We start from the raw sequence: 22,137 nt of genomic DNA, 5'->3' as shown, positions 1-22,137 counted from the left end.
CGAATGCGGCGCGCGGAAGATGTCCGTCAGGTCAGCGCCCAACCTTCGCGTGACGGGCTGCCCGAAAGGACAGGTGAGCGTGCGGCGAGATGATCCAGGGAGCGGCGCCGAACTTCCCATGCGGGTGCTGACCCGGGGGCGACGTGGCGCCGCAGAGGTCCTTGGAGCAGCGCCGGTTCTCCGGGCGTCGGTCTGGCCGAAGGGACAGGCGAGCCCACGGCAAGGGCAGGCAGCCGCCGCGTCGCAGCCGACCTGCCCGAAGAACAGCCTGTCAGCGCGCCAGCCAGGCCGGGAGCTGCTCCTCGGCGATCAGCTGGTCGACGGTCTTGCGCGCGCGCGTGACCGCGAACTCGCGCCCGTGCACCATCACCTCGGCGGCCAGCGGGCGCGAGTTGTAGGTCGAGGCCATGGCCATGCCGTAGGCGCCGGCGCTGAGGACCGCGAGCAGCTCGCCCGGCTCGGCCGCGGCGATCAGGCGGTTCTCCGCCAAAAAGTCGCCGCACTCGCACACCGGCCCGACGACGTCGGCGCGCAGCGTCGGCCGCTCGCCGGCGGCCACCTCGACCGGGACGATCGGGTGGTACGCGCCGTAGAGGGCCGGGCGCAGCAGGTCGTTCATCGCCGCGTCGACGATCACGAACTCGCGCTCGCCGCTGCGCTTGCGCCCGATCACCTGCGTGAGCAGCACGCCGGCGGTGCCGACCAGGAAGCGGCCCGGTTCCAGCACCAGCTCGAGGCCGAGCGGCGCGACCGCGGCGGTGAGGGCGGCGCCGAGGCGCTCGACGTCGAGCTCGCGGTCGGTCGGCGCGTAGGCGATGCCCATGCCGCCGCCGAGGTCGAGCTGGCGCAGCGGCGCGCCGTCCGCCTGCAGCGCGCGCACGAGGCCGCACAGGCGCTCGAAGCTGGCCAGGAACGGCGCGGCGTCGAGGATCTGCGAGCCGATGTGGCAGGCCAGGCCGACCAGCCGCAGCTCGGGCAGGGCGCGGGCGCGGGCCGCCACGGCCGCGCCGTCGCTCATGGCGATGCCGAACTTGCTCTCGCGCAGGCCGGTGGCCAGGTACGGGTGGGTGTCGGGGTCGATGTCGGGGTTGAGGCGGAGGGCGACGGCGGCCACGCGGCCGAGGGCGCGGGCGCGGGCGGCCACGCGGTCGAGCTCTGCCACCGACTCGATGTTGATCGCGCGCACGCCGGCGGCGATCGCCGCGTCGAGTTCCGCGTCGAGCTTGCCGACCCCGGAGAACACGATCTTGTCGGCCGGCACGCCGGCCACGAGGGCCCGCCGCAGCTCGCCGCCGGACACGATGTCGGCCCCGGCGCCGAGCTGCGCGAGGTGAGCCAGGACCGCCTGGCTGCTGTTGGCCTTGACCGCGTAGGCGATGAGCGTCGGGTGCGAGCGGCACGCGCGGGCCAGGGCATGAAAGCGAGCGGCGATTTCGCCGGCGCCGTACACGTACGTCGGCGTCCCCACGGCCGCGGCGATCTCGGCGAGCGCCACGTCCTCGACCGCGAGCCGGCCGGCGTGCACGCGCAGGCCCCAGCGCGCCGGAGCGGCGAACACCGGCGCGTGATCGGGGCCGGTCTGAACCACTTCGGAGCTTACCACGCGGACCTCATCGCCTGGCTCTTGCCACGCGGGGCGGCGCACTGTCAAACCCGCTCCCGCGCCGGCTCCGCGGGCCTCTGCTCGCGGGTCCGCCGCGAGAGGGGCGTGGCCCGCCACAACTCTTTGCCGGCGCACACAAGCTTGCTAAGGTTGGATCGTCACCCTCAGGCCACCGGCAAAAGGAGGTAGCTGATGAACCAAGCAGATCGTTGTGTGTGTCGTCTTTGCGCTGCGCCTCGACTGTCCTGCTCTTCAGGAGGTGCGCACTAGCCTTTGCCGGGGTCTGAGGCTCGCTTCGCCGAGCCGCCCCTTCCCGTGTCCGCTCTGCGGGGCGGGCACGCAGTGACACCCCCGGTCGCGTGATCGCGGCCGCAAAGTCACGCTTCCACCGGTTCGCCCCGCGCGGACCGACCCTGCGACGGCGCCGCCGCGCCGCCGAAAGTCACCCACTGGTCAGCCCGGCGACTGACCGCGCGCCACGCCCGTGGCACCCGGCCCACCGCGGCCGGAAACCCCTGACGGGGCTCGTCCCCCGCAACTCGAACCGGCATCGCGCCCGAGGTGACCCGCGGCGGAGCATCGTGCTCCGCCGCTTCTTGTTTGGTTCGCCGGACGCTTCGTCGCGGGCCTCGAGGCAGCCGCGGGCTCGCCCGGCGAGGCAGGGCGCAGGCGACCGCGCGAGGCAGCCGTGGGCTCGCGCGCCCACGCGAGCCAGGGCGCAGGCGACCGCGCGGGGCAGTCGTGGCCTCGCGCGCCCGGGGAGGCGCAGGCGACCGCGCGAGGCAGCCGTGGGCTCGCGCGCCCGTGCGAGGCAGGGCGCAGGCGACCGCGCGAGGCGTCGCGGGCGACGAACAAGCCGCGGCTGGCCGCGGGGTCAGCCGCGCATGGCGCGGGCGAATTCCTCGCGCGTGACGAGCGAGGCGTCGCGCAGGGTCGCGACCAGGAAGGCGTGCGCCGGGTCCTCGTCGTGCGGCCCGAGGCGGACGAAGATCGCCGGCATCGCGTCGCGCAGGCCGAGCGCGAACGCCTGGTAGCGCGCGCGCGAGACGGTCGTGCCGCGCGGCACCAGCTCGATCCACTGGCCGGTCCGCGTCCGGCCGAGGCCGTGCGTGTCGAGCTCGCGCTTGAAGTCGGCCCAGCCGGCGTCCTCGACCGGCTCTACGCGGAAGCGCAGCGTCACCTCCGGCTGGCCCCACCACGCGTCGGGCTCGGCGATGGCGACGACGATCGGCTCGACGAAGGCGTCGCCCAGGATGGCGATCGCCTCGGCGTCGGAGATGGCAGCGTCCGTCATGCAGCCACGGTATCCGCGGCGGCCGCGCCGCACAAGCGGCCGCCGCGCGTCCCGGATGTTCGATGGGGCATGTCCGCGGGGAAATGTCCGATCGGACATGGCGCAGAGGCCATGCCCGAACAGACATGTCCCTCAGAGCAGGTGACCGCTCTTGTCGCGCTTGGTCGCCAGGTAGCGGCGGTTGTGCTCGCGGGCCTCGGCGATCAGCGGCTCGCGGCGGGTCACCGCGACCCCGCCCTGCTGCAGGCCGGCGATCTTGCGCATGTTGTTGGTGTGCAGCACGACCGAGCCGACCTCGAGCGCGCGCAGCATCGCCGCCGCGACCGAGTAGTCGCGCAGGTCATCATCGAAACCCATGTGGAGGTTGGCCTCGACGGTGTCGAGGCCTTGCTCCTGGAGGTGGTAGGCGCGGATCTTCTGGGCGATGCCGATCCCGCGGCCCTCCTGGCGGAGGTACAGGATGATGCCCGCGTCGCCGCCGGCGATCCGCTGCAGCGCCAGCTCGAGCTGGTCGCGGCAGTCGCAGCGGAACGAGCCGAACACGTCGCCTGTCAGGCACTCGGAGTGGATCCGCGTCGGCACCTCGACGCGGCCGCGGACGTCGCCGCGCACGATCGCCACGTCGTCGAGCGTGCGGCCGACGTCGTCGATGAACGACACGATCTCGAACTCGCCGTGGCGCGAGGGCAGGCGCGCCCGGGCGAACACCTGCGCATCGCGGACGGCGCGCAGCGGCCGGGCCTGGAGGTTGTTCGGCACGGGCATGCGGTGCCTAAGGTCTGTCACGCGCGCGACGAATCAACAATGCTCTGGTAGAGCTTGCTCGACGAGCGGATCCCCTCGTCCATGCTGTCGAGCACCAACTGCAGCAGCTGGTCCTGATCGAGCCGAAGCACGTCGTAGTACGTCTGGCGCTCGTTGTGGTGCAGGATGCACGGCCAGTAGTTCTCGGCGATCAGGATCGCGTTCATCGCCAAGCGCGCGACGCGCCCGCTGATGTCCGGCCAGGGGAAGATCCGGATCAGCTCGCGGTGGACCTCGACCGCCAGCTCGATCGGGTGGGCCTTGCGGCACTCCTCCGTCCGGAACCAGTCGGTCAGCTTGCGCATGCGGTAGCTGATCTTGTCGGCCGGCGCGAGGTCGTGGAAGTACATGCGGTGGATCGGGTTGTCCTTGCGGTACTGGACCTGATCCTTCTTGCCCTGCGGCAGCAGCGTCTGGTGCAGCTTCTTCAGCCACTCGAGCGACAGCTGCAGGCGCTGTCCGCGGGTCTCGAGCAGCATGTAGATGCCGTCGCGCACCGCTTTGACGTGCAGATACGCGGGGATCAAGCTCGGCGTCGAGATGATCTCGTCGTCGATCGCGGCCTTGATCTCCGCGACCGACAGCATCTGCCCCTCGAGGGCGAAGTCGTGGAAGATCCACGACATCATGAAGCGCTCGTCGAAGTTCCGACGCTGCGCGGCATTGAGCATCCCGAGCTTTTCCCAGAGGAGCTCCGAGGACTCGAAGAGCTGGCGATAATTCTTCATCCGCGTCGAAAGCACGGCGGGCTCCCTCGAAATAAGGCAGCGCAACCTACAAATTTTGGCCCCGGGGGGTCAATGAAAAGCGTCCAAAGTGCCGTTTTTGCCGGCTAATTTTCGACGTAGACGCCCTCCGTCCACGGCCGAGTCCGGCGCGGGCGCCCCGCGCGGGCACCTCCCCGGCGCCGGCCGGTCCGGTTTTTTGACCGGGCCGGCCGGCGCTGTCACACCCCCCTGGCGCGCCCGCGATGTCCTCCGAATTTCACAGGCCGGTTCTGGTCCGCGAGGTCTGCGAGGCGCTGACGCCGGCGCTCGTGCGCGCCGAGGCGCCGGTGTTCGTCGACGCGACCTGCGGCGGGGCCGGGCACACGCTCGCCGTCCTGGCCGCCTACGCCGCGGCGCGACCGGACGGGCCCAAGCTGCGGGCCATCGCCCTCGACCGCGACGAGGAGGCGCTGGCCGAGGCGCGCCAGAAGGTCCCCGCCGACGTCGAGCTCGTGCACTCGAGCTTCCGTCACTTGCCCGCGGTGCTCGAAGCGGCCGGCGTGGCGGCAGCGACGGCCATCCTCGCCGACCTCGGAGTGTCCTCACACCAGCTCGACACGGGCGCGCGCGGCTTCTCGTTCCAGGCCGACGCCCCGCTCGACATGCGGATGGACCCGAGCCGCGGCATGTCGGCCTCGCAGCTGCTGGCCGACATCAGCGTGGGGGAGCTGACCCGGATCTTGCGCGACTACGGCGAGGAGACCGACGCCTCGCGGATCGCCACCGCGATCGTGGCGGTGCGGCCGACCACCACCGGCGTGCTGGCGAAGGTCGTGGCCGCGGCCATGAGCGCGCCGCAGCGGCGCAAGCTGGGGCTGCGGATCCACCCCGCCACGCGCACCTTCCAGGCGCTGCGGATCCGCGTCAACGACGAGCTCGGCGAGCTCGATGCGCTGCTGAGCGCGGCCCCCGAGCGGCTGCAGGTCGGCGGTCGCCTCGGCATCATCACGTTCCACTCGCTCGAGGACCGCGCGACCAAGCAGCGGTTCTCCGCCCTGACCCGCGCCGAGCAGCCGCCGCCCGGCTTGCCGATCGCCGCCCGCGACCTGCCGCAGCCCCGCTTCGTCGTGCCCGCCGGCTACCGCCAGGGCGCCGCGCCCGGCGACGCCGAGGTGGCCGCCAACCCGCGCAGCCGCAGCAGCCGGCTGCGCGTCGTGGAGCGCGCGCTGCCATGACGCCGCCGCCCACCACCGCGCCCGCGCGCGGCCGCAACGGGCGGCGCGGCGCGACCCCGGCGAACTTCGAGCACGGCTTCCAGCGCGCCGACGACGGCCTGCCGCCGCCGCCGCCGCGCCGGCCGACCGGGCTGCCGCTGGTGTTGATGCTGGCGCTCGGGCTAATGACCGCGGCCGGCGTGGTCCAGGTGCGGACGCGGGCGCGGGTGCTCGAGCTCGGGGCCGACATCGCCGAGCTGACGGCCGAGCACGGGCGCCTGCTCGACGAGAAGCGTCGGCTCGAGGCCGAGCGGGCCTACCTGCGCCACCCGGACTACATCGAGGACGTGGCGGCCGGGCGCATGCAGATGGTGCCGGCCACGCCGGACCGGCTGCAGGCGATCCGGCTGCGTGACGAGTCCAATCAGACCGGTCCCAAGGGACATGGCGGATGAGACAGGGCGGATCGAACATGTCCGAAAAGCGCGGCAACACCATGCGCAAGAACCTGATCCCCGCGCCGATGGCGAGCGACATGCGGGCGGTCGGGCGGCGCGCGTCGCTGGTCGGCGCGGCGATCTGCGCGGCGCTGGTCGGCGCCGGGGTCAAGGCGACCCGGCTCGCCACCGTCGAGCACGAGGCCTACGCCGAGCAGGGCAACCGCCAGCAGCTGCGTAGCTTCAAGCTGGCGGCCAGCCGCGGCGAGATCGTCGACCGCGACTTCATGACGCTGGCGGTCGACGACCGCGTACACAAGATCGCCATCAACCCCCGCCTCGTGCGCGCGCGCGGGGCCGAGGAGGCGCTCGTCGAGGCGGTGCTGGAGCTCGAGCCCGACGAGAGCGCCGATTACCTGCGCGAGGAGATCGCCAAGGACAAGGCCTATCGCTTGCTGCGCCTGCCCCTGTCCGACGCGCAGGTGACCGCGCTGCAGGCCAAGGGCATCCCCGGCGTGTCGTTCGAGCCGTCGACCGCGCGCGTGTACCCGCGCGGGCTCCTGGCCTCGCACGTGCTCGGCCGCGTCGGCGCCCAGGGCAGCGGCACCGCTGGCGTCGAGCTCGGGCTCGACATGCAGCTGCGCGGGCGCGAGGCGCTGTCGCCGGCCTACTTCGCGGCCGGCAAGAAGCTGCTGGTCGACGGCGTGCCCGACCCCGGGGTCGCGCGCGGCGACACGGTGGTGCTGACGATCGACTCGGCGATCCAGGCGATGGTCGAGGAGGAGATCAACACCCTCGTCCGCCAGTGGAACCCGGTCGGCACCTCGATCCTGGTGCTCGACCCGCGCAACGGCGAGATCCTCGCCCTGGCCAACCGGCCGACCTTCGACCCCAACCACCCGGTCGAGAAGGCCCAGCAGACCCAGAACCTGGCCGTGCAGGCCGCCTACGAGCCCGGCTCGACGCTCAAGGCGGTGACCGTGGCGGCCGCGCTCGAGCTCGGGGCGGTGCGCGAGAACGAGACGTTCTACTGCGAGAAGGGCCGCTGGAAGTACACCCCGCGCAACACGATCCACGACGCGCACGCGGCCGAGTGGCTGACGGTGACGGAGATCCTGGCGGCGTCGTCGAACATCTGCACGACCAAGATCGCCGACCGCCTCGGCAAGCAGACGCTCTCGAAGTGGGTCAAGAAGTTCCACTTCGGCGAGCGCCCCGGGGTCCAGCTGCCGGGCGCGACCGCGGGCCTGTTGGCGCCGCCGGAGAAGTGGTCCGACATCCAGATGGCCAACATCGCGTTCGGCCAGGGCATGGCCGCGTCGCCGCTGCAGGTGACCGCGGCCTTCGGCGCGCTGGCCAACGACGGCGTCTATCACGACCCCACCATCGTCCAGAAGATCCTCGACGCCCGCGGCGGCAGCGTGTGGGAGCACGCGCCCGAGGGCGAGCGCCTGGTCCGCAGCTCGACCGCCAAGTCCGTGATGCGCATGCTCGAGGACGTCGTCCACACCGAGCTCGGCACCGGCAACAACGCCCACGTCGCCGGTTACCTGGTGGCCGGCAAGACCTCGACGGCGCAGAAGGCCGGCACCAAGGGCTACGCCGACGGCATGTACTACTCGAGCTTCATCGGCGCGCTGCCGGCCCGCGCGCCGCGGGTGGTGATCCTCGTGTCGGTCGACGTGCCCGAGGGCGCCCACTACGGCAACGACGTCGCGGCCCCCAGCTTCGCCCGCCTCGGCGGGCAGATCATGACCCACCTCGGGGTGCCGCGCGACGACGGCAAGACGCCGCCGCCGCCGAAGCCGGTGGTGGTGGCCGCCAAGCAGATGGAGGCCGCGCTCGGGGTGCTCGCCGAGATCGACGGCGAGCCGTCACTGCCCGGCTCCGACGAGCGCGGCAGCGGCACGGCCCACCCCAAGGTCACCACCGGCATGCCCGACTTCACCGGCCTCACGCTGGCGCAGGCGCTCGACCTCGCCGGCCGCAACCACGTCGAGCTGCGCGCCTCGGGCTCCGGCATCGCCGTGTCGCAAGACGTGACCCCCGGCCAGGTCGAGAGCGGCAAGGTCGTGCAGGTCGCGTTCGCGCCGAAGAAGTGACGCCTGCGAGAGCATGTCTGTGAGGACATGTTCTTCGAGACAGAGCACGAGGCTGAGCGCTGGCCGGTCGGGCGGACCGCCGAGGCGCGGCGCGGTAGAACCCGGCCGGGAAGCGATGAGTCGTCCGCGCTGCGGCCCACGTGACGCCAGTCGAGCCCGCGCGGTCGCACGAGGCAAGCCGCCGGACGACCCGAGGTGACATGCCGGCCGGGCGTCGACGCGTCCTCGGTCGAGCTCGAGGAATCCCATGTCTCACGGGACATGCTCAATAGGACATGGTTCCTAGGACATGCCTCAGGGGGCATGTCCTCGAGGTCACCTGCCGCGCAGCGCCGCCAGGTACACGTGCAGGTACCCGCGGTAGCGGTGCGGCAGCCCGGGCGCGACGCGGCGGTGCAGGGCCGGCACGGCGTGGAACGGCACGGCGGGCCAGCCGTGGTGCTCGGCGTGGTAGGGCATGTTCCAGAACAGCCACCTGACGACCGCGTTGCTGCGGATCGATCGCGTGCGCGCCAGCACGTCGCCGGTGGTCGGCATGCCGGTGTGCTCGGCCGCGAGGTACGGCCCGAGGACCACGTGCGCGCCGGCCAAGCCGGCCAGCAGCCAGCCCAGCGGCGGCCACACCTGCCAGGCCAGCAGCGCCAGCGCGGCCAGGCCGGCGAGGATCCGCCGCGCCTCGGCGATCGTCGCCGGGCGCTGGGCCGCGGGCAGCCACGGCAGCCACTTGTCGAACCACTGCGGCCCGCGCGGCACCACCAGGGTGAGCAGCACGATCAGCTTGCCGAGCAGCAGCGGCAGCCCGCTGAGCACGATCAGCGCCGCGATCGGGTTCTTGGGCCAGGCCGCCAGCTCGAGGTTGCCGCCGGGGATCTCGGGGTCGCCGACCTCGTGGGTCTTGCGATGGTGCTCGAAGTGGAAGGCGACGAACGCGGTCGGGGGCAGCAGCGACAGGTTCGCGGCGATCTGCAACACCCGGCGGTTGAGCTGCTTGCTGGCGAAGGCGGTGCCGTGGCCGGCCTCGTGCATCGGCGCGAACATCGACGCCAGCAGTACGCTGTAGGCCGCGAACGCCGGCCAGAACCACCACGCGTCGGCGTCGGCGAGCGCGACCACGGCGGCCGCCGAGGCCGCCAGCAGGGCGAGCTGGACCGTGAACCTGCGCAGCCCGGGACCGTCGCGGCGGGCGTACAGCTCGCGCCGCTCGTCCGCGGTCAAGGTCGTGGTGCTCGAGAACTCGCCCTCCATCGCGCCCCCTCGTGCCGCGCCCGCGTCGGCGCCGTGCCTCGCTAGTTGTTGCGGCGGCGCAGCGCGCCCTCGATCGACTCGAGCTCGTTGATGTAGAGCTCGCCGCCGACGTTGCCGCGCGGGTTCACCAGCAGCGAGCCGACCCGCCGCGACACCGCGATCGGCACCAGCCGCGACCCCGGCACCAGCGCGAACGGCCAGCCCTTCGGCTGCCACAGCCGCAGCGAGTCGACCTCGGTGAAGGCCGCGATCACCGGGAAGTTGCCGAGCCGGTCGACCTCGAGCGGCTCGTCAGGGATGCGGCCCGCGGGGTTGATGGGCATCAGGAAGGTCGCGTTCATCACCGCCACGTAGACCCGCTGGCGCGCGTCCATGTCGCGGCGCACCGCCAGCTGCTTCATCGCCCGCACCAGGTCGGGGTTGCGCGTCGGCTCGGGGTCGCCGAGCTGCAGGTCGAACGTCGCCGGCGCGTCGGCCTCGACCCCGAAGATCTGGGCGAACAGGGCCAGCAGCTCGTCGGCCAGCTTGCCGGCCGCGTCGGCCCCGACCAGCCGCACGTCGCGGAACAGGTTGTTGAAGCCGCTGCGCTCGAAGTAGCCGCGATCGCCGAGCGACCGCAGCCGCGCCGGGGTCAGCTGGGCCGCGGCCCCGAGGTAGAAGTTCGACACGACCTCGACCGCCAGGTCCGACCCGCCCAGGCGGCCGTGCACGACCACGTAGTGGTCCCCCGCAGCGACGACCAGGTGGTTGTCGGCCCCGCCGCTTTCGGTGAGCTGCTGCAGGGACGTGACGAGCCGGTCGCGGGTGAGCGTGGACATGCGGGGGCGGGGGCGAAGATAGCAGAGCCGTCCGCGCGCGCCCGACCGCGCGCCCGCCACCGTGTGCGCGATCGGGCACGCCGCCGGCCGGGCCCGCCGCTGGCCGCGGCCCTCGCCATGCGTCACCCTGCGAGGGATGTCCTGGTTCGCCTCCTCCGACAAGGTTCAGATGCCGCGCCCGCACGAGGCGCTCCCCGGCCGCGACACGGCGATGCCGGTCGCCGCGCAGCACGTGGTCCTCGGCGGCCCGATGTCCGCGCCGTTCCCCGCCGGCGCCGAGATCGCCATCTTCGGCCTGGGCTGCTTCTGGGGCGCCGAGCGCAAGTTCTGGCAGGTGCCCGGCGTGATCTCGACGATGGTCGGCTACGCGGCCGGCTTCACCCCCAACCCGAGCTACCGCGAGGTCTGCAGCGGCCGCACCGGCCACAACGAGGTGGTGCAGGTGGTGTTCGACCCGCAGCGGGTCCGCTACGAGGAGCTGCTGCGGGTGTTCTGGGAGAACCACGACCCGACGCAGGGCATGCGCCAGGGCAACGACGTCGGCACGCAGTACCGCTCGGGGATCTACTACACGAGCGAGTCGCAGAAGACCGCGGCCGAGGCGTCGCGCGAGGGCTTTCAAAAGCGACTGCGCGACGCAGGCTTCGGCGAGATCACGACGGAGGTGCTGCCGGCGCCGACGTTCTATTACGCGGAGGACTATCACCAGCAGTATTTAGAGAAGAACCCGGGGGGTTACTGTGGGATTGGTGGCACCGGAGTATCGTGCCCCACGGGCATTTGAGAATACCTCGACCCTGCGGCCGCGCAAGCGGACGACCGGTCGACGCGTAAACTCGCATGATCTCCCTGCTCTCGACCGAGTCGAGAATCCCTGAACGCCACCCCCGCTTCCGCCCGCCGCTGATTGTCATTTCCGCCGAGGCGGTCGTGGTCGCGGCATGAGGAAAGGGTAGCTCTGGGGGCGTGCCGTTTGGCTTAGGATAGGACGCAGACCCCGAGGAAGCCGAGTTCTGGGGGAAAGGCGCCGAAGTAGTCCTGATAAGCGATGCACGTGCGGCCCATCTCGCATGATTCCGGGACGCCGAGGTCGCATAGCGGCTGGCAACACCCGTCGTCCCCGAGGGCGATGCAGGTGGGATCAAAGTCTTTGGGAACGCATCCCATTCGATCAACGCAGCGCCTGCTGACATCGAAGCCACAGGACTGACCGAGCCCCGCCGCACTGAACTCCTGTGAACAATGCGCGTCGAGCAGATCAGGCTGCTGGTCGTCCAAGTAGCAGACCTCGAACTCCGGACAGGGATAATTGGAGAGAGGATTGCACTGTTGAGGCCCCTGGCAGTCCTCGTCGCAGCTTGGCTGTGAATCGCACATCTCGGTGGGATCGACAACCCCATCCCCGCAGCTGGTGACTGCGCAATTACCCAAGAAACAAACCTCGCCTGCCGTTGTATCGCATTCGGAATCGGCGTGGCACTGGGCGCAAGTCATCTCTTCGGGGAACAGCTCGTTGTACATCTCAAGCGCCGACCGGCAGGCATCAATGCAGAGTTGCGCCTCCGCGTCGCTGCCCTGCCAGCAAGAGCCGTTCTCGCCGAAGCCCATCTGCGCCTCTGGCAGCCCTCCGGGCGATACTTCGGCGATGCAAGCAAGATAGCGCTGGCAGATTTCGTGCGGGTTCGACCCGCCGGTTTCGGTGCCAGACCCGAAGCTCGTGTTGGGGCCGTCAGTCGTAGAGCCCGCGCTGTCCGACCCAGACGGACTCGACGATGGCCCAGAAGTCATCGTGGTCGTCGTGCCAGGGGTCCCCGAGGAATCGTCTTGGCAAGCAAATATGCAAGCTGCAACGAGCAGGAAGGCAGTGGAGGCTCGAAAGCGCGTGCGCATGCTCCTTTTATACAAGCGAGGGGGTAACCGCGCAAGCGTCCGGGCGCGATTTGCGCGCGCTGACGCTCACACGGTGAAGTGCACGATGACGAGCAGGTCACGTACCGACCCGGCCTTGAACCGACGATAAGTGATCCCATCGATAGTGTACTCCTCTCGATGGGCCTCGGGGATTTGCCCGTCCGCGATCTTTACCTTGAAGGCGCCAGGCGCCTCCGTGAGGTCGCCCCAGCGAGTCGTCGGCAAGCCCCCGAGGATCGCCGCGTTCGGCGTCAGACCCTGTGCTTCCCCGACCGCGACGCCGGCGCTCTCGAGCTGGACGCCGCCGATGGGTGTCTCGAGGTCTGGGACGAGAACCAGGCGCACGGCGTTGATTTCCAGTCCCGGCGAGGTTGCCCCGAGATATGGGAACCGCTCCGCGGTGAGGTCCAGGTCGAGTTCCAATGGCCTTCTGCGGCGGTGCCGATGACCGCGCCTTGGTCGTCCGCGTAGACGAAACGGAAGTGGTGTACGATCAATTTGATATTAGATACCCCAAGCACAGCCATTTGCGACCGGAGGATCTCCTGGATCCCCTGACACGTTCGCAGCGGATGGCGATCGTATCTGAAGGCCTCGTCGCACCGGTCCAGCAAGCCGGTAGTTCAGGGCCCTCAATGGAGTTTACCCTCGATGGCTCCGCGCTCGCGTTGAATTGGGGTAGCACCTCTGCGAGCGAGCTCGCGGATGCTCTGGTGACGAGGTCTCCGGTGGACGGCGTGCGGTTGTTGGATCAGGGGTTCTCCCTTATCGAACAGTTTGGCGAGCTCCGGGAGGCCAAGCGGATCTTCACGGCCGTAGTAGGACAGCCTGCCCGCGACAACATATTAACATTTCGATGGGTGCCGGAAACCTCAGCGAGCGAGTTGATCGCCGGGATGTGGCCGACTCCGGCGCCGACTCGATTTCCTGTCGAGTCTCTCTGTAGCGAGACTTTGCTGTGTGCGCATGTCGTCGGAACACCGTCGGCCGGCGCCCTCGCTCCGCTGGCGACGGGGAGCTTCGCCCCTGAGCGGGTATCTGAGCTGCTTGACACTCTCGGCCTCGCAAATTCTACTCTCCTTATCTTGTTCGCGGTCGAGCAGTGGCCCAACGCCCTCGCTGCGATCGTCAATGGGCTACCCCCTGAGCTGCGTGCGATTTATGACAACACGACGGATGTCGGCGTCGCTGTCGAGGACGCGGGGCAAGGACTGGCAGTAACGGTGCTCGTCCGAACGCTCCCGGCGGCTGCAGCCTCACTCGTCGGCCTGGTCGAGGGCCGAGGGGGCGGGGGACATCCGGCGCGGTCCCCCAAGCGCGGCAAGCCGGTGTTCGGTGTGGGCGGACTGGCCGTTTACCTTTACGCCTGGGCGGACGAGCAAGGGGGATGGGCAATCCTCACGACGCAGCCGGAGAGGGTGAAACGCCACCTCGACTCCGCACCCGAGGCTCCACGCCATTACAAACTCGCTATTCAGGTGGCGGACACTCAAAAGGTTCCAGGCCTGGGCGATCTGGGCATCGGTGCAATGCTTGCTTCAGCTCGCTTGGAGCTTTATCAGACGGGCGATCAGGTCTCCGGCAGCATTACGAAGCTCCCTTGACAAAGCTTCCCGCGTGCTCTCGGACCCGAGCATGATCCGAGGGCCGCCGTTCACGGCGGGTCGGGTCGGGCACAGGCCGGCGAGCTGCTCGTGCCAGCCGCAGATCCCTTGCGGCCAAACTTCGGCCGGACGATCCGGGCGACGACGAGGGTCGTTGTCGCCGACGAGGTACGGGCTCCAAGCGCCAGCCAGATGATGCCTCATAGATATATGACCGTAAGGACATGTTAGGCTGCATGCGCGAACGAGCGCTTCGGTGCCGCCTCGGGTTGACAGCGATATGAGACGCAGGCCACCCTCGCGCGCACCATGCCGAAGCACCCCCCCGCGAAGCCCGCTCATGTGCCTGCCGATGCGTTCTGGGAGGATGAAGTCTGGAACTCGGGGCCCAAGGACGCCACCGGGCGGCGGGTCGGGACGTGGACCTCGTGGCGCGCGAGCGGCGAGGTCGAGTGCGTGGAGGAGTGGGGCGACGGGACGCAGCGGCTCGAGTATCGGCGGTTCCATCCGGACGGCTCGGAGGCGCAGCGCGGGGCGAAGAATCTTTTAAAAGATGCGTGGACGGGGCTGATGCGGTGGAGGCGGCTGGACGGGCCGTCGCCGGAGGACAAATACTGGGACCCGGACCTTGGCGAGGCGGTGCGGGTCATCGAGCGCGAGTTCGACGACGACGGTTACATCGCCACGGAGCGGACGTTCGACGCGCAGGGGCGGCCTGTGGCGCGCGACGGCGAAGCGCTGCCGCCGCGGCCGGCGAGCGTGCCGGCGGAGGCGTTCTACGACCCGGAGGTGGACGCCTGGGTGCTGCAGCGGAGCGCGATGGGGACCGGCGAGCTCCGCGGGGAGCGGCGCCAGTGGGACCGCAACGGAGTTCTCGCGGAGCGCAGCCTGCACGAGCCCGCGGGGCAGCCGCGCGAGGAGGATACTTATAGCAGTGGTGCGCTGTCGATGACCAGGCGGTGGGCGGAGAACGGTGATCTGGTGCAGTCGTTCTATTATGATGACACCGAGCCGCCAGCGGTCCGCAGCGCGACGCTGTACCGCAATGGCGATAACGATCGCACGGAGACGTTCTTCGATCCGGCGGGGAAGCGGCTGTACTCGGTGCGGATGGAGGAGGTCGGGCCGCACCACGTGCGCCGCTATTACGAGGACAGGCTGGTGTTCGAGGCGCAATCGGGCGAGGACCCGGAGCAGCCGCCGCGCAAGGTCGAATACTACGAGCTGTCGGGCGCGCTGCTGGTCTCGTATGCGTCGTCGGGCGGGGGCAAAGGGGTGTGGACGCTGCACGATTCGACGGGCGCGGCAGAGCTGACGATGGCGACGGACGGCGAGCACTCGCTCAACGAATATGACGGTTGGAGCTGCTTCCTGCCGGGGTTCGCCGCCTATGACGAGGAGCAGACGCAGGACGATCCGTCGTTCGTGCGCGAGGCGTTTCACCAGGCCCACGAGGAGAACGTCACTGCGGAGGCGTTGGAGCGGCTGGAAGTGTCGCCGGAGCTGAAGGCGGCCCTGGGTCCGGGCTCGTGGGCGCGGGTGGAGACGGCGTTCGGCGCGGGCAAGGCGCTGCCGCTGTACGTGAAAGGGGTGCTGGCGGACGAGCCGGCCATCGCGGAGTATTCGCTGGGGCAGATCTGGCCGGAGATCGAGCATCAGGGCAGCGTGTATCCGGCGACGTATCGGGTGGCGACGGCGCTGGCGACGATGCTGCCGCTGCAGGGGTCGCGGCCGGCGGTGGAGCGGCGAGTGATCGAATTCCTGGTCCAGGTGCTGCAATTGCCGTACATCACCGAGACGCGAAAGCCGTACGAGGCGTGGATGACGGCGATGCGCCCGTCGCTGGCCCGCTTCATGGCGCTGGCGAGCGGCGAGGACGAGGAGCTGGCGCGCGAGGGTGAGTTCTTGATGGCGCACGCGGGGCGCGGGCAGCGGGAGACGATCGAGTTCTTCGCGCAGCGCCTGCGAGCAGGAGCGACGCCGGGCGAGCGCGGGCGGGCGGCGATGGGGCTGGGGATGACGGCCAGCGCGGAGGCGTCGCAGGCGGCGTTCGAGGCGGCGTTCGCGGTCGAGAGCGACCCGATGGTGCGCTTCCTGCTGGCGGTGCTGCTCGACTCGCGCGCGGAGGAGCCGGCGCCGGCGTGGATCGCAGCGATTGAGCCGTACGTGATCGACGGTTCGCCGATCGACGAGGCGATGGTGGCGCTGGAGCCGTTCTTCCGCGGAGACGCGGCCGAGGTGGCGCGCGACCATCTGCCCGACGAGGTGCTGGCACAGCACATGGGCGGCTTGATCGCGGTGATGCACGAGCAAGATCCGCTGTCGCAGGTGACGACGCTGGAGACGCTGTTCGGGGTGCTGTTTCCGGACGGCGAGCCCGAGCAGCTGTCGCCGGTGCAGCGCCGGGCGCTGCGAGCCTGCGCGGATGTGGTCGACGCATTCCCCAACTTCGTCAATCACGCGGAGGTCTTCGGCGACTTCGATCTTCCGTATGACTCGTTCGAGCTGCGCCAGCTCGCGGAGCGCGAGGAGCCCCCGGTTCGTGTGAGCGCGAAGCCGGCGGGGGCGGAGAAGTCAGGGAAGAAGACCGCGAAGGCGGTGAAGAAGTCGGGAGCCAAGAAGGCGGCGAAGAAATCGGGGACGAAGACCGCGAAGACTACGAAGAAGTCGGGAGCCAAGAAGGCGGCGAAGAGGTCAGGGCCGACGAAGAAAACCGCGAAGGCCGGGAAGAATTCGGGGACGACGAAGACTGCGAAGGCGGTGAAGAAGTCGGGGGCGAAGAAGACGGCGAAGAAGTCGGGGGAGAAGACGTCGGGAACCAAAAAGTCGGTGACGACGAGGACCGCGAAGGCGTCGACAAAGTCGGGGGCGAAGAAGTCGGGGACGACGACGACGGCGAAGAAGGCTGCGAAGAAGTCGCCGACGAAGAAGGCTACGAAGAAGTCGGGATCGAAGTCGCCAGGGGAGAAGGCGAAAAGGTAGTCGCGCCGAGCAGGCGTGGTCGAAGCGCGAGAACGTGCGCGGGCACGGACCTCGCGCCGGGTTATACTTGGCGGCGATGAACGAGGTCCTCGCCGCGCGCATCGTCGACTCCCGGGAGCAGTCCAGGGCGCTGGTGCTCGTCGCGGCGATCGGGGTCGGATTGCTCGGCGTGATGGTGGGCGGGGCCCTGTGCTTTTTCGGGAGTTTTGAGATGGAGTCCGTCGGACGCGATCCTGTGCCGACGGCGCTCGGCGGCGAGAACGCGGCGAATGGGTGGAGCTGGCAGTTCGTCGGGATCGGCGTCATGGTCGGCGCGGTGGCGACAGCCGTGGCGGTTAACCGCCTCGGCCTGAGCCGGCGCAGCCGGGCGATCGCCAGGATTCAGGGCCTGCTCGAGCGTGGCTCGCGGGCCCAGGCGCGGGTGGTCCAGGCGCAGCGCGTGACCACGACGAAGCTCAGGCTCGCGGTGGGGGTGAACGGGCCGGTGGCGCCGTTCACGACGCTGGTCGACACGGCGAGCGACGCGGCGGAGTTCGTGAACCGGGCGGTCGAGGTCGCGTACGACCCCGCGAATCCGGCCGTGTTCGTGCTCGTGCCGAACTGGTAGGACTGCGGGTCGCCCTGACGAGCATCTTTGCGGTTTGCTCGAATCCCGCCCGCGCGGCCACGTGAGCCGCGGGCCCGCCCCATTCACAGGTGCCGCGTCTCGGCGGGCGGGTGCCACCAGTCGTCGGCGCGGCCGTTCATGTAGACGACCGGCGCTGCGACCAGGTCGGCGGGCTCGAGGTCGTCGAGGCAGGCGATGTTGACCGAGACGTACGCGCCTTCGTTCCACTCGGCGGCGTCGACGAAGTCGTACGGGGTGACGCCGCAGTGCTTGCAGTGGCCGCCGCTCGTCGCGTCCGGGCGGTATTTGCTCAGCGCGTCCTCGCCGCCCATCGCCCGGAAATCGCCCGGCTGGACCTTGACGCTCCACCAGCGCCGCTTCCAGCAGCTCGTGCAGTTGCACTTGCCGGTGCCCTGCGAGAGGTCGATGTCCGCCTCGAAGCGCACCCTGCGGCACGCGCAGCTCCCGTGGTAGGTCCGCTTCGAACCGCCGCCCGCATCCGTGGTCGTGTCGCTCATGCTTTTTGAACCTTTCTCGCGTCGGAGACGCGCTTCCAGGGATACCAGGGGTTGAGGACAGGATCGGTCCTCGATTATCCTGGCGCGGTGAAGGCCTCGACGCGGGTGCTGCGGCTCCTCTCGCTACTTCAGGCCCGGCACGAGTGGTCGGGCGACGAGCTGGCCGAGCGGCTCGAGGTCGATGTGCGCACGGTCCGGCGCGACGTCGATCGACTGCGCGAGCTCGGCTACGCGGTCGAGGCGTCCTCGGGGCCCGGCGGCGGCTATCGCCTCGGCGCGGGCACGAGGACGCCGCCGCTGCTGCTGGACGACGACGAGGCGGTGGCGGTGGCCGTCGCGCTCGGGGCGGCGGCGGGCACGGTGGCCAACCTGCAGGCGGTGGCGCTGCGCGTGCTGGCCAAGCTCGATCAGCTGCTGCCGTCGCGCCTGCGCCGTCGCCTGGGCGCGCTGCCGGAGGTGACGCTGTCGCTGCTCGACCGGCGGACCGCGGCGGACCTCGGGGCGTTGACGGCGATCGCCGCGGCTTGCCGCGATGAGGTCGAGCTGCGCTTCGATTACGGCGACCGGGACGGGAAGTCGACGACGCGCCAGGTCCAGCCGCTGCGGCTCGTGCACACCGGCCGGGTCTGGTACCTGGTCGCGTGGGACCTCGGGCGCGAGAGCTTGCGGACGTTCCGGGTCGACCGCGTGGCGGCGAAGCTGATCCGCGGGGCCCGATTCACGCCGCGCGAACTGCCGGAGGACATCGCGTCGTACGTGTCGCGGTCGATCGCGGTGGCGCCGTACCAGCACCAGGCGCGGGTGCGCCTGTACGGGTCGCCGGAGCAGATCGCCGAGCGCGTCCCGCCGTGGACGGGCCTGCTGGAGTCGTCCGACGCGAGCAGCGCGGTGTACGTCATCGGCGCCGAGTCGGCCGAGACGCTGGCGGCGCTGATCGTCCACGCGGGCCTCGAGTTCACGCTGCTCGAGCCGGCGGAGCTGGCCCCGACGCTGCAGGCGATCGCGGCCCGACTGCAGCGCGGGGTATGCTCGTGACGCTCCGGTACCGGTTCGTGGCGAGCTTCATGATCGAGAAGGGCACCGAGCTCGAGCATGGCGACGAGCAGCTCGAGGCTGCTCATCGCGGTCGACACGCAGGGACACGAGCGCGGGTCACTGCGGGTTGATGATCTTCAGCTTCAGCCCGCCCGGGTACGCGTACGACGTCACCGGCGTGTAGCCGATGTTGAGGATGCCGAACGGGGCGTCGCTCTCGGCCAGGTGGGCGCCCTCGTCGATCGGGAAGTCGGCGACCTCGTAGCCGCCGACGGCGTAGTAGCCGGTGACGGTCTGGCCGTCGATGACGACGTCGGGGTTGCCGGCGAGGCGGATGATCTGGGCATAATGGATGGAGTAGCCGGTGCCGGTGACAAAGGCATAACGGTCGAGGAACTGCTCGACCGGGACCATCTGGTACATGGCGGGGTCGCCGGTGCCGGCGCCGCCGCCCTCGCCCTCGAGGTATTGCACGGGCATGAACGGCTTGTCGCCGTCGAACACGAAGCTGGTGTTGTTGGGGATCACGAGCTCCTTCCACTGGCCCTTGTTGAGCACGAAGGGGGTGCCGGCCTGGACCGGGGTGGTGGTGATCGTGGTCTGGTCCTCGCCGGCGTAGACGCGCCAGTAGTGCTTCTCGGAGCCGCGCTTGGGCGAGTGGGCGCCGATGTACTGCTTGCCCCAATAGTCGAGCGGGATGACCTGCTCCTCGAGGTGGTCGCAGAAGAAGACGTTGGCGGGGACGTTGGCGCAGTTGACGGCGCCGATGACCCAGATCGGCTTGTCGGCGTGCACGAAGGTGCCGGACAGGTCGGCGTCGTTGGGGGCGCGGACCTGCATGACGTCGAAGCGGTTCATCATGACGCTGCCGGTCTGGTTGGCGGCGACGCCCGGCACGCCGGCGCCGGCGACGGTGCCGATCGGCGGGGTCCACTGGACGGTGGTGCCGTCGGTGGTGGCGACGACGTTGAAGTAGCTGGGGCGGTCCTCGCCGCCGACGGTGTCACCATAGGCGGTGATGACGTGGTCCTGCCGCAGGGCGTGCTCGGGCAGCAGCATCGACGAGTCGTTGGTGGCCTGGGCGGTGATCGGCGAATGTTGATAGGCGACGATCGGGATGGTGCTCTGGACGCGGTAGACGCCGCCCTTGCGCAGGGCGCTGACCTTCATGAAGGGCTGGTTGGTGAGCTGGAACTCGAGGGTGACGCCCGGGAGGAGGTTGGCGGGCATGCCGGAGGGCTGCTCGTTGTTGGTGCCGTCGGGGGTGAAGTAGAGCTGGACGGAGGCGGTCTTGGTCTTGGAGGTGTTGCCGACCACCAGCGAGTCGACCTGCTCGTAATCGTAGTTGTCCTGGCGCACCGCGAAGAAGGAGCAGCCGACCGAGCTGGGGGTCTCCTCGGCGAGGCTGCACAGCGAGAGGCACTGGCCGCCGGCGCAGGTCTCCTCGAGCGCGCAATCGACGGGGGGCTGCCAGCCGTCGCCCTGGTCGTTGCATTCTTTGTAGGCGTCCTCGCCCTCGCAGACCTTTTGCCCGGGCTTGCAGAGGTCGGTCGAGCAGGCGCCGTCGATGCAGGCGCCGCCGCCGGGGCACGGCTCGGGATCGAGGGTCTGACAGTCGTCCTGACACACGAGCTGCTGGCCGTCGCGGTCGCAGCCGGCGAGCTCGCCGGGGACGCAGAGGCAGGGCTGGGTGGTGCCGGTGGTGCTCGTGGAGGGGTCGCTGGCCGTGACGACGCCGGTGCCGGTGGGCGAGGTGGTGTCGGAGCTGGCGGTGGTGGAGGACGTCGTGGTCGAGTCGCTGGCGCCGGCGGTGCCGCTGGCCTCGGTGGTCGAGGAGGTCGGTGCGGCCTCGGTCGAGGTGGGGCCCTGGGTGTCGGTCGCGGGGGCCGTCGCGGTCGCGGTGCTGCCGTCGGTCTGGCTGGCGGACACGGCGGAGTCGTCGCCGCCGCAGCCGACGAGGACGAGCGCGGCCGCGGTGAGGGGTAGGCTGAATCGATGCATGCCGCGATTGACCGCCGTCGGCCCCGGCGGCGCAAGCCCTCGCGCCGCCAGCAGGACTGCGTCGACGCACGCGCGGGCCCGGGCGCGCTGCGAGGCGCGCGTGGGGCCGTCGCGGACGAATCAGCGGATCGTCGGCGAGGGGGCGCGGATCGGCTCGGGCGGGTCGACGGGCGGCCTCTTGTGCTCCTGCGTGGCGTCGGGCCGCTGGGCCCGCGACCACGGGGGCAGCTGCACGGCGCGACCGCTGCGGGCCGACTCGAAGATCGCCTCGACCACGCGGAGGTCGGCCAGGCCCTCCTCGCCCGACGGCTCGGGCTCGCGATCCTCGAGCACGCAGCGCGAGAACTCGAGCAGCTCGGGGGCGAACTGATCGCGCTTGGGGAATTTTTGCTCGCTGCGCTTGCCCTCGGTGGTGATGGCGAGCTCGAGGCCCTGCTCGTAGTCGTAGATCGGCTCGGCGTGGAGGTCGCCCTCGGTGCCGACGACGCGGTAATAGCCGGCCGACGAGCCGCCGAGGCTGACGGTGAGCTGGGCGACGCGGCCGCTGGCGAAGCGGAGGATCGCGGTGGTGGTCTCGTCGACGCCGTCGAAGCGGGCGTCGCCGCTGCTCGACACGGCGGCGAGGACCTCGGTCGGCTCCTCGCGGAACAGGTAGCGCACGGCGTTGATCGGGTAGACGCCGAGGTCGAGGAGGGCGCCGCCGGCCAGCTCGCGGCGGGTGCGGATGTCGCCGGGCCGGACCTGCTGGGTGAACAGCGAGCTGAACATCCGCGGGTCGCCGATCTTGCCGTCCTTGAGGGCCTCGATGGCCTGCAGGTTGGCGGCCTCGAAGTGGAGGCGGTAGGCGATCATGAGCTTGACGCGGTGCTCGCGGCAGACGGCGATCATGGCCTCGCAGTCGGCGACGGTCGGCGCCATCGGCTTCTCGCACAGGACATGGACGCCGATCCGCGCGGCGCGCTCGGTGAACTCGCGGTGGTGGGTGTTGGGGGTGGCGATGAACACGGCGTCGACGCCGGCGCGCTGCAGCACGGCCTCGAATTGGTCGTAGTCGCCGAGGTGCTCGATGCTGGCGTAGCGCTCGGGCAGGGCCTCGCGCTTGATCGGGTCGCCGGAGACGAGCGCGACCAGCTCGGAGTTCTCGCCGGCGTTGGCGAAGGCCGGCAACACTGCGACCTGGGCGATGTTGCCGGCGCCGACCACGGCGTAACGGGCCTTTTTGCTGGGTGTCTTTGCGGTCATGCGCGGCGAGGCT

Annotated in this window: 19 protein-coding genes; 8 read left to right on the top strand and 11 right to left on the bottom strand. The window is 70.3% G+C overall.

All coding sequences use genetic code 11. The features are described 5' to 3' along the window. Nucleotides 1–271 precede the first annotated feature (271 nt). From lysA to POL25_RS08620, 4 genes are all read right to left on the bottom strand, one after another. The gene (lysA, locus tag POL25_RS08635; RefSeq protein WP_272085443.1) at nt 272–1,603 is read right to left on the bottom strand and encodes a diaminopimelate decarboxylase; all 1,332 of its coding nucleotides are present in this window, start codon (nt 1,601–1,603) and stop codon (nt 272–274) included. An 874-nt stretch (nt 1,604–2,477) separates the two neighbouring features. Next, a complete protein-coding gene (locus tag POL25_RS08630) occupies nt 2,478–2,897 on the bottom strand; it encodes a hypothetical protein (RefSeq protein WP_272085442.1) in 420 nt (139 codons plus the stop codon). Between the two features lie 132 nt (nt 2,898–3,029). Beyond that, entirely contained in the window at nt 3,030–3,662 is a 633-nt protein-coding gene (gene ribA / locus POL25_RS08625; protein WP_373372070.1) for a GTP cyclohydrolase II, read from the bottom strand. Between the two features lie 17 nt (nt 3,663–3,679). Further along, a complete protein-coding gene (locus POL25_RS08620) occupies nt 3,680–4,444 on the bottom strand; it encodes a Fic family protein (RefSeq protein WP_272085440.1) in 765 nt (254 codons plus the stop codon). Nucleotides 4,445–4,671: 227 nt separating this feature from the next. On the opposite strand from POL25_RS08620, the gene rsmH reads away from it, so the two are divergent. The 3 genes from rsmH to POL25_RS08605 are packed head-to-tail and all read left to right on the top strand — an operon-like array spanning nt 4,672 to nt 8,161. After that, nucleotides 4,672–5,643 carry a 16S rRNA (cytosine(1402)-N(4))-methyltransferase RsmH gene (gene rsmH / locus POL25_RS08615; protein WP_272085439.1) on the top strand — a complete coding sequence of 324 codons (972 nt, stop codon included), beginning with the start codon at nt 4,672–4,674 and terminating at the stop codon, nt 5,641–5,643. Then, complete coding sequence (locus tag POL25_RS08610; RefSeq protein WP_272085438.1) at nt 5,640–6,077, top strand: FtsB/FtsL family cell division protein; 438 nt, start codon at nt 5,640–5,642, stop codon at nt 6,075–6,077. Before rsmH ends, POL25_RS08610 begins: the two co-directional genes overlap by 4 nt. Before the next feature lie 17 nt (nt 6,078–6,094). Further along, entirely contained in the window at nt 6,095–8,161 is a 2,067-nt protein-coding gene (locus POL25_RS08605; RefSeq protein ID WP_272085437.1) for a PASTA domain-containing penicillin-binding protein, read from the top strand. 315 nt (nt 8,162–8,476) lie between these two features. Here POL25_RS08605 and POL25_RS08600 read toward each other — a convergent pair whose 3' ends face one another. Together POL25_RS08600 and POL25_RS08595 are read right to left on the bottom strand one after the other, a co-directional pair. Further along, complete coding sequence (locus tag POL25_RS08600) at nt 8,477–9,406, bottom strand: fatty acid desaturase (RefSeq protein ID WP_272085436.1); 930 nt, start codon at nt 9,404–9,406, stop codon at nt 8,477–8,479. A 41-nt stretch (nt 9,407–9,447) separates the two neighbouring features. Next, on the bottom strand, nt 9,448–10,224 hold the full coding sequence (locus tag POL25_RS08595) for an SseB family protein (protein ID WP_272085435.1): 777 nt from the start codon (nt 10,222–10,224) through the stop codon (nt 9,448–9,450). Between the two features lie 136 nt (nt 10,225–10,360). Here POL25_RS08595 and msrA point away from each other — a divergent pair, with 136 nt between their 5' ends. Next, entirely contained in the window at nt 10,361–11,008 is a 648-nt protein-coding gene (gene msrA / locus POL25_RS08590; protein WP_272085434.1) for a peptide-methionine (S)-S-oxide reductase MsrA, read from the top strand. A 194-nt stretch (nt 11,009–11,202) separates the two neighbouring features. Here msrA and POL25_RS08585 read toward each other — a convergent pair whose 3' ends face one another. Both POL25_RS08585 and POL25_RS08580 read right to left on the bottom strand, forming a co-directional pair. Next, nucleotides 11,203–12,114, bottom strand: a complete 912-nt coding sequence (locus tag POL25_RS08585) for a hypothetical protein (protein ID WP_272085433.1) — start codon at nt 12,112–12,114, stop codon at nt 11,203–11,205. A 66-nt stretch (nt 12,115–12,180) separates the two neighbouring features. Next, entirely contained in the window at nt 12,181–12,558 is a 378-nt protein-coding gene (locus POL25_RS08580) for a hypothetical protein (RefSeq protein ID WP_272085432.1), read from the bottom strand. Between POL25_RS08580 and POL25_RS08575 the strand changes: the two genes are divergently transcribed. The 3 genes from POL25_RS08575 to POL25_RS08565 all read left to right on the top strand — a co-directional run bounded on the left by POL25_RS08575 (nt 12,558) and on the right by POL25_RS08565 (nt 17,328). Next, a complete protein-coding gene (locus POL25_RS08575; RefSeq protein WP_272085431.1) occupies nt 12,558–13,739 on the top strand; it encodes a hypothetical protein in 1,182 nt (393 codons plus the stop codon). The two genes, POL25_RS08580 and POL25_RS08575, sit on opposite strands and share 1 nt — an antisense overlap. A gap of 309 nt (nt 13,740–14,048) precedes the next feature. Next, on the top strand, nt 14,049–16,721 hold the full coding sequence (locus tag POL25_RS08570) for a hypothetical protein (RefSeq protein ID WP_272085430.1): 2,673 nt from the start codon (nt 14,049–14,051) through the stop codon (nt 16,719–16,721). Nucleotides 16,722–16,797: 76 nt separating this feature from the next. Next, nucleotides 16,798–17,328: a hypothetical protein gene (locus tag POL25_RS08565; RefSeq protein WP_272085429.1), complete on the top strand. Its 531-nt coding sequence runs from the start codon at nt 16,798–16,800 to the stop codon at nt 17,326–17,328. A gap of 83 nt (nt 17,329–17,411) precedes the next feature. Here the strand turns inward: POL25_RS08565 and POL25_RS08560 are convergent, their stop codons facing one another. After that, nucleotides 17,412–17,846, bottom strand: a complete 435-nt coding sequence (locus POL25_RS08560) for a GFA family protein (protein ID WP_272085428.1) — start codon at nt 17,844–17,846, stop codon at nt 17,412–17,414. Between the two features lie 87 nt (nt 17,847–17,933). Between POL25_RS08560 and POL25_RS08555 the strand changes: the two genes are divergently transcribed. Beyond that, the gene (locus POL25_RS08555; protein ID WP_272085427.1) at nt 17,934–18,881 is read left to right on the top strand and encodes a helix-turn-helix transcriptional regulator; all 948 of its coding nucleotides are present in this window, start codon (nt 17,934–17,936) and stop codon (nt 18,879–18,881) included. Between the two features lie 117 nt (nt 18,882–18,998). Here POL25_RS08555 and POL25_RS08550 read toward each other — a convergent pair whose 3' ends face one another. Then, nucleotides 18,999–20,882, bottom strand: coding sequence for an IgGFc-binding protein (locus POL25_RS08550; RefSeq protein ID WP_272085426.1), 1,884 nt, complete (start codon nt 20,880–20,882; stop codon nt 18,999–19,001). Between the two features lie 120 nt (nt 20,883–21,002). After that, nucleotides 21,003–22,124, bottom strand: a complete 1,122-nt coding sequence (locus tag POL25_RS08545; protein ID WP_272085425.1) for a Gfo/Idh/MocA family protein — start codon at nt 22,122–22,124, stop codon at nt 21,003–21,005. Nucleotides 22,125–22,137 lie beyond the last annotated feature (13 nt).

The organism is Nannocystis bainbridge, assembly GCF_028368995.1.
Taxonomy (GTDB): Bacteria; Myxococcota_A; Polyangia; order Nannocystales; family Nannocystaceae; genus Nannocystis; species Nannocystis bainbridge.
The sequence above is the reverse complement of the archived record's forward strand: the minus strand, read 5'-3'. Positions and strand labels throughout refer to the sequence as shown.

Bases quoted from the DNA above. Each gene is read 5' to 3' on its own strand.
- POL25_RS08605 (WP_272085437.1), top strand. From the start codon at position 6,095: ATGTCCGAAAAGCGCGGCAACACCATGCGCAAGAACCTGATCCCCGCG.
- ribA (WP_373372070.1), bottom strand. From the start codon at position 3,662: ATGCCCGTGCCGAACAACCTCCAGGCCCGGCCGCTGCGCGCCGTCCGC.
- POL25_RS08570 (WP_272085430.1), top strand. From the start codon at position 14,049: ATGCCGAAGCACCCCCCCGCGAAGCCCGCTCATGTGCCTGCCGATGCG.
- POL25_RS08600 (WP_272085436.1), bottom strand. From the start codon at position 9,406: ATGGAGGGCGAGTTCTCGAGCACCACGACCTTGACCGCGGACGAGCGG.
- POL25_RS08595 (WP_272085435.1), bottom strand. From the start codon at position 10,224: ATGTCCACGCTCACCCGCGACCGGCTCGTCACGTCCCTGCAGCAGCTC.
- msrA (WP_272085434.1), top strand. From the start codon at position 10,361: ATGTCCTGGTTCGCCTCCTCCGACAAGGTTCAGATGCCGCGCCCGCAC.
- rsmH (WP_272085439.1), top strand. From the start codon at position 4,672: ATGTCCTCCGAATTTCACAGGCCGGTTCTGGTCCGCGAGGTCTGCGAG.
- POL25_RS08585 (WP_272085433.1), bottom strand. From the start codon at position 12,114: ATGCGCACGCGCTTTCGAGCCTCCACTGCCTTCCTGCTCGTTGCAGCT.
- POL25_RS08545 (WP_272085425.1), bottom strand. From the start codon at position 22,124: ATGACCGCAAAGACACCCAGCAAAAAGGCCCGTTACGCCGTGGTCGGC.
- POL25_RS08565 (WP_272085429.1), top strand. From the start codon at position 16,798: ATGAACGAGGTCCTCGCCGCGCGCATCGTCGACTCCCGGGAGCAGTCC.
- POL25_RS08550 (WP_272085426.1), bottom strand. From the start codon at position 20,882: ATGCATCGATTCAGCCTACCCCTCACCGCGGCCGCGCTCGTCCTCGTC.
- POL25_RS08610 (WP_272085438.1), top strand. From the start codon at position 5,640: ATGACGCCGCCGCCCACCACCGCGCCCGCGCGCGGCCGCAACGGGCGG.
- POL25_RS08630 (WP_272085442.1), bottom strand. From the start codon at position 2,897: ATGACGGACGCTGCCATCTCCGACGCCGAGGCGATCGCCATCCTGGGC.
- POL25_RS08575 (WP_272085431.1), top strand. From the start codon at position 12,558: ATGGCCTTCTGCGGCGGTGCCGATGACCGCGCCTTGGTCGTCCGCGTA.
- POL25_RS08560 (WP_272085428.1), bottom strand. From the start codon at position 17,846: ATGAGCGACACGACCACGGATGCGGGCGGCGGTTCGAAGCGGACCTAC.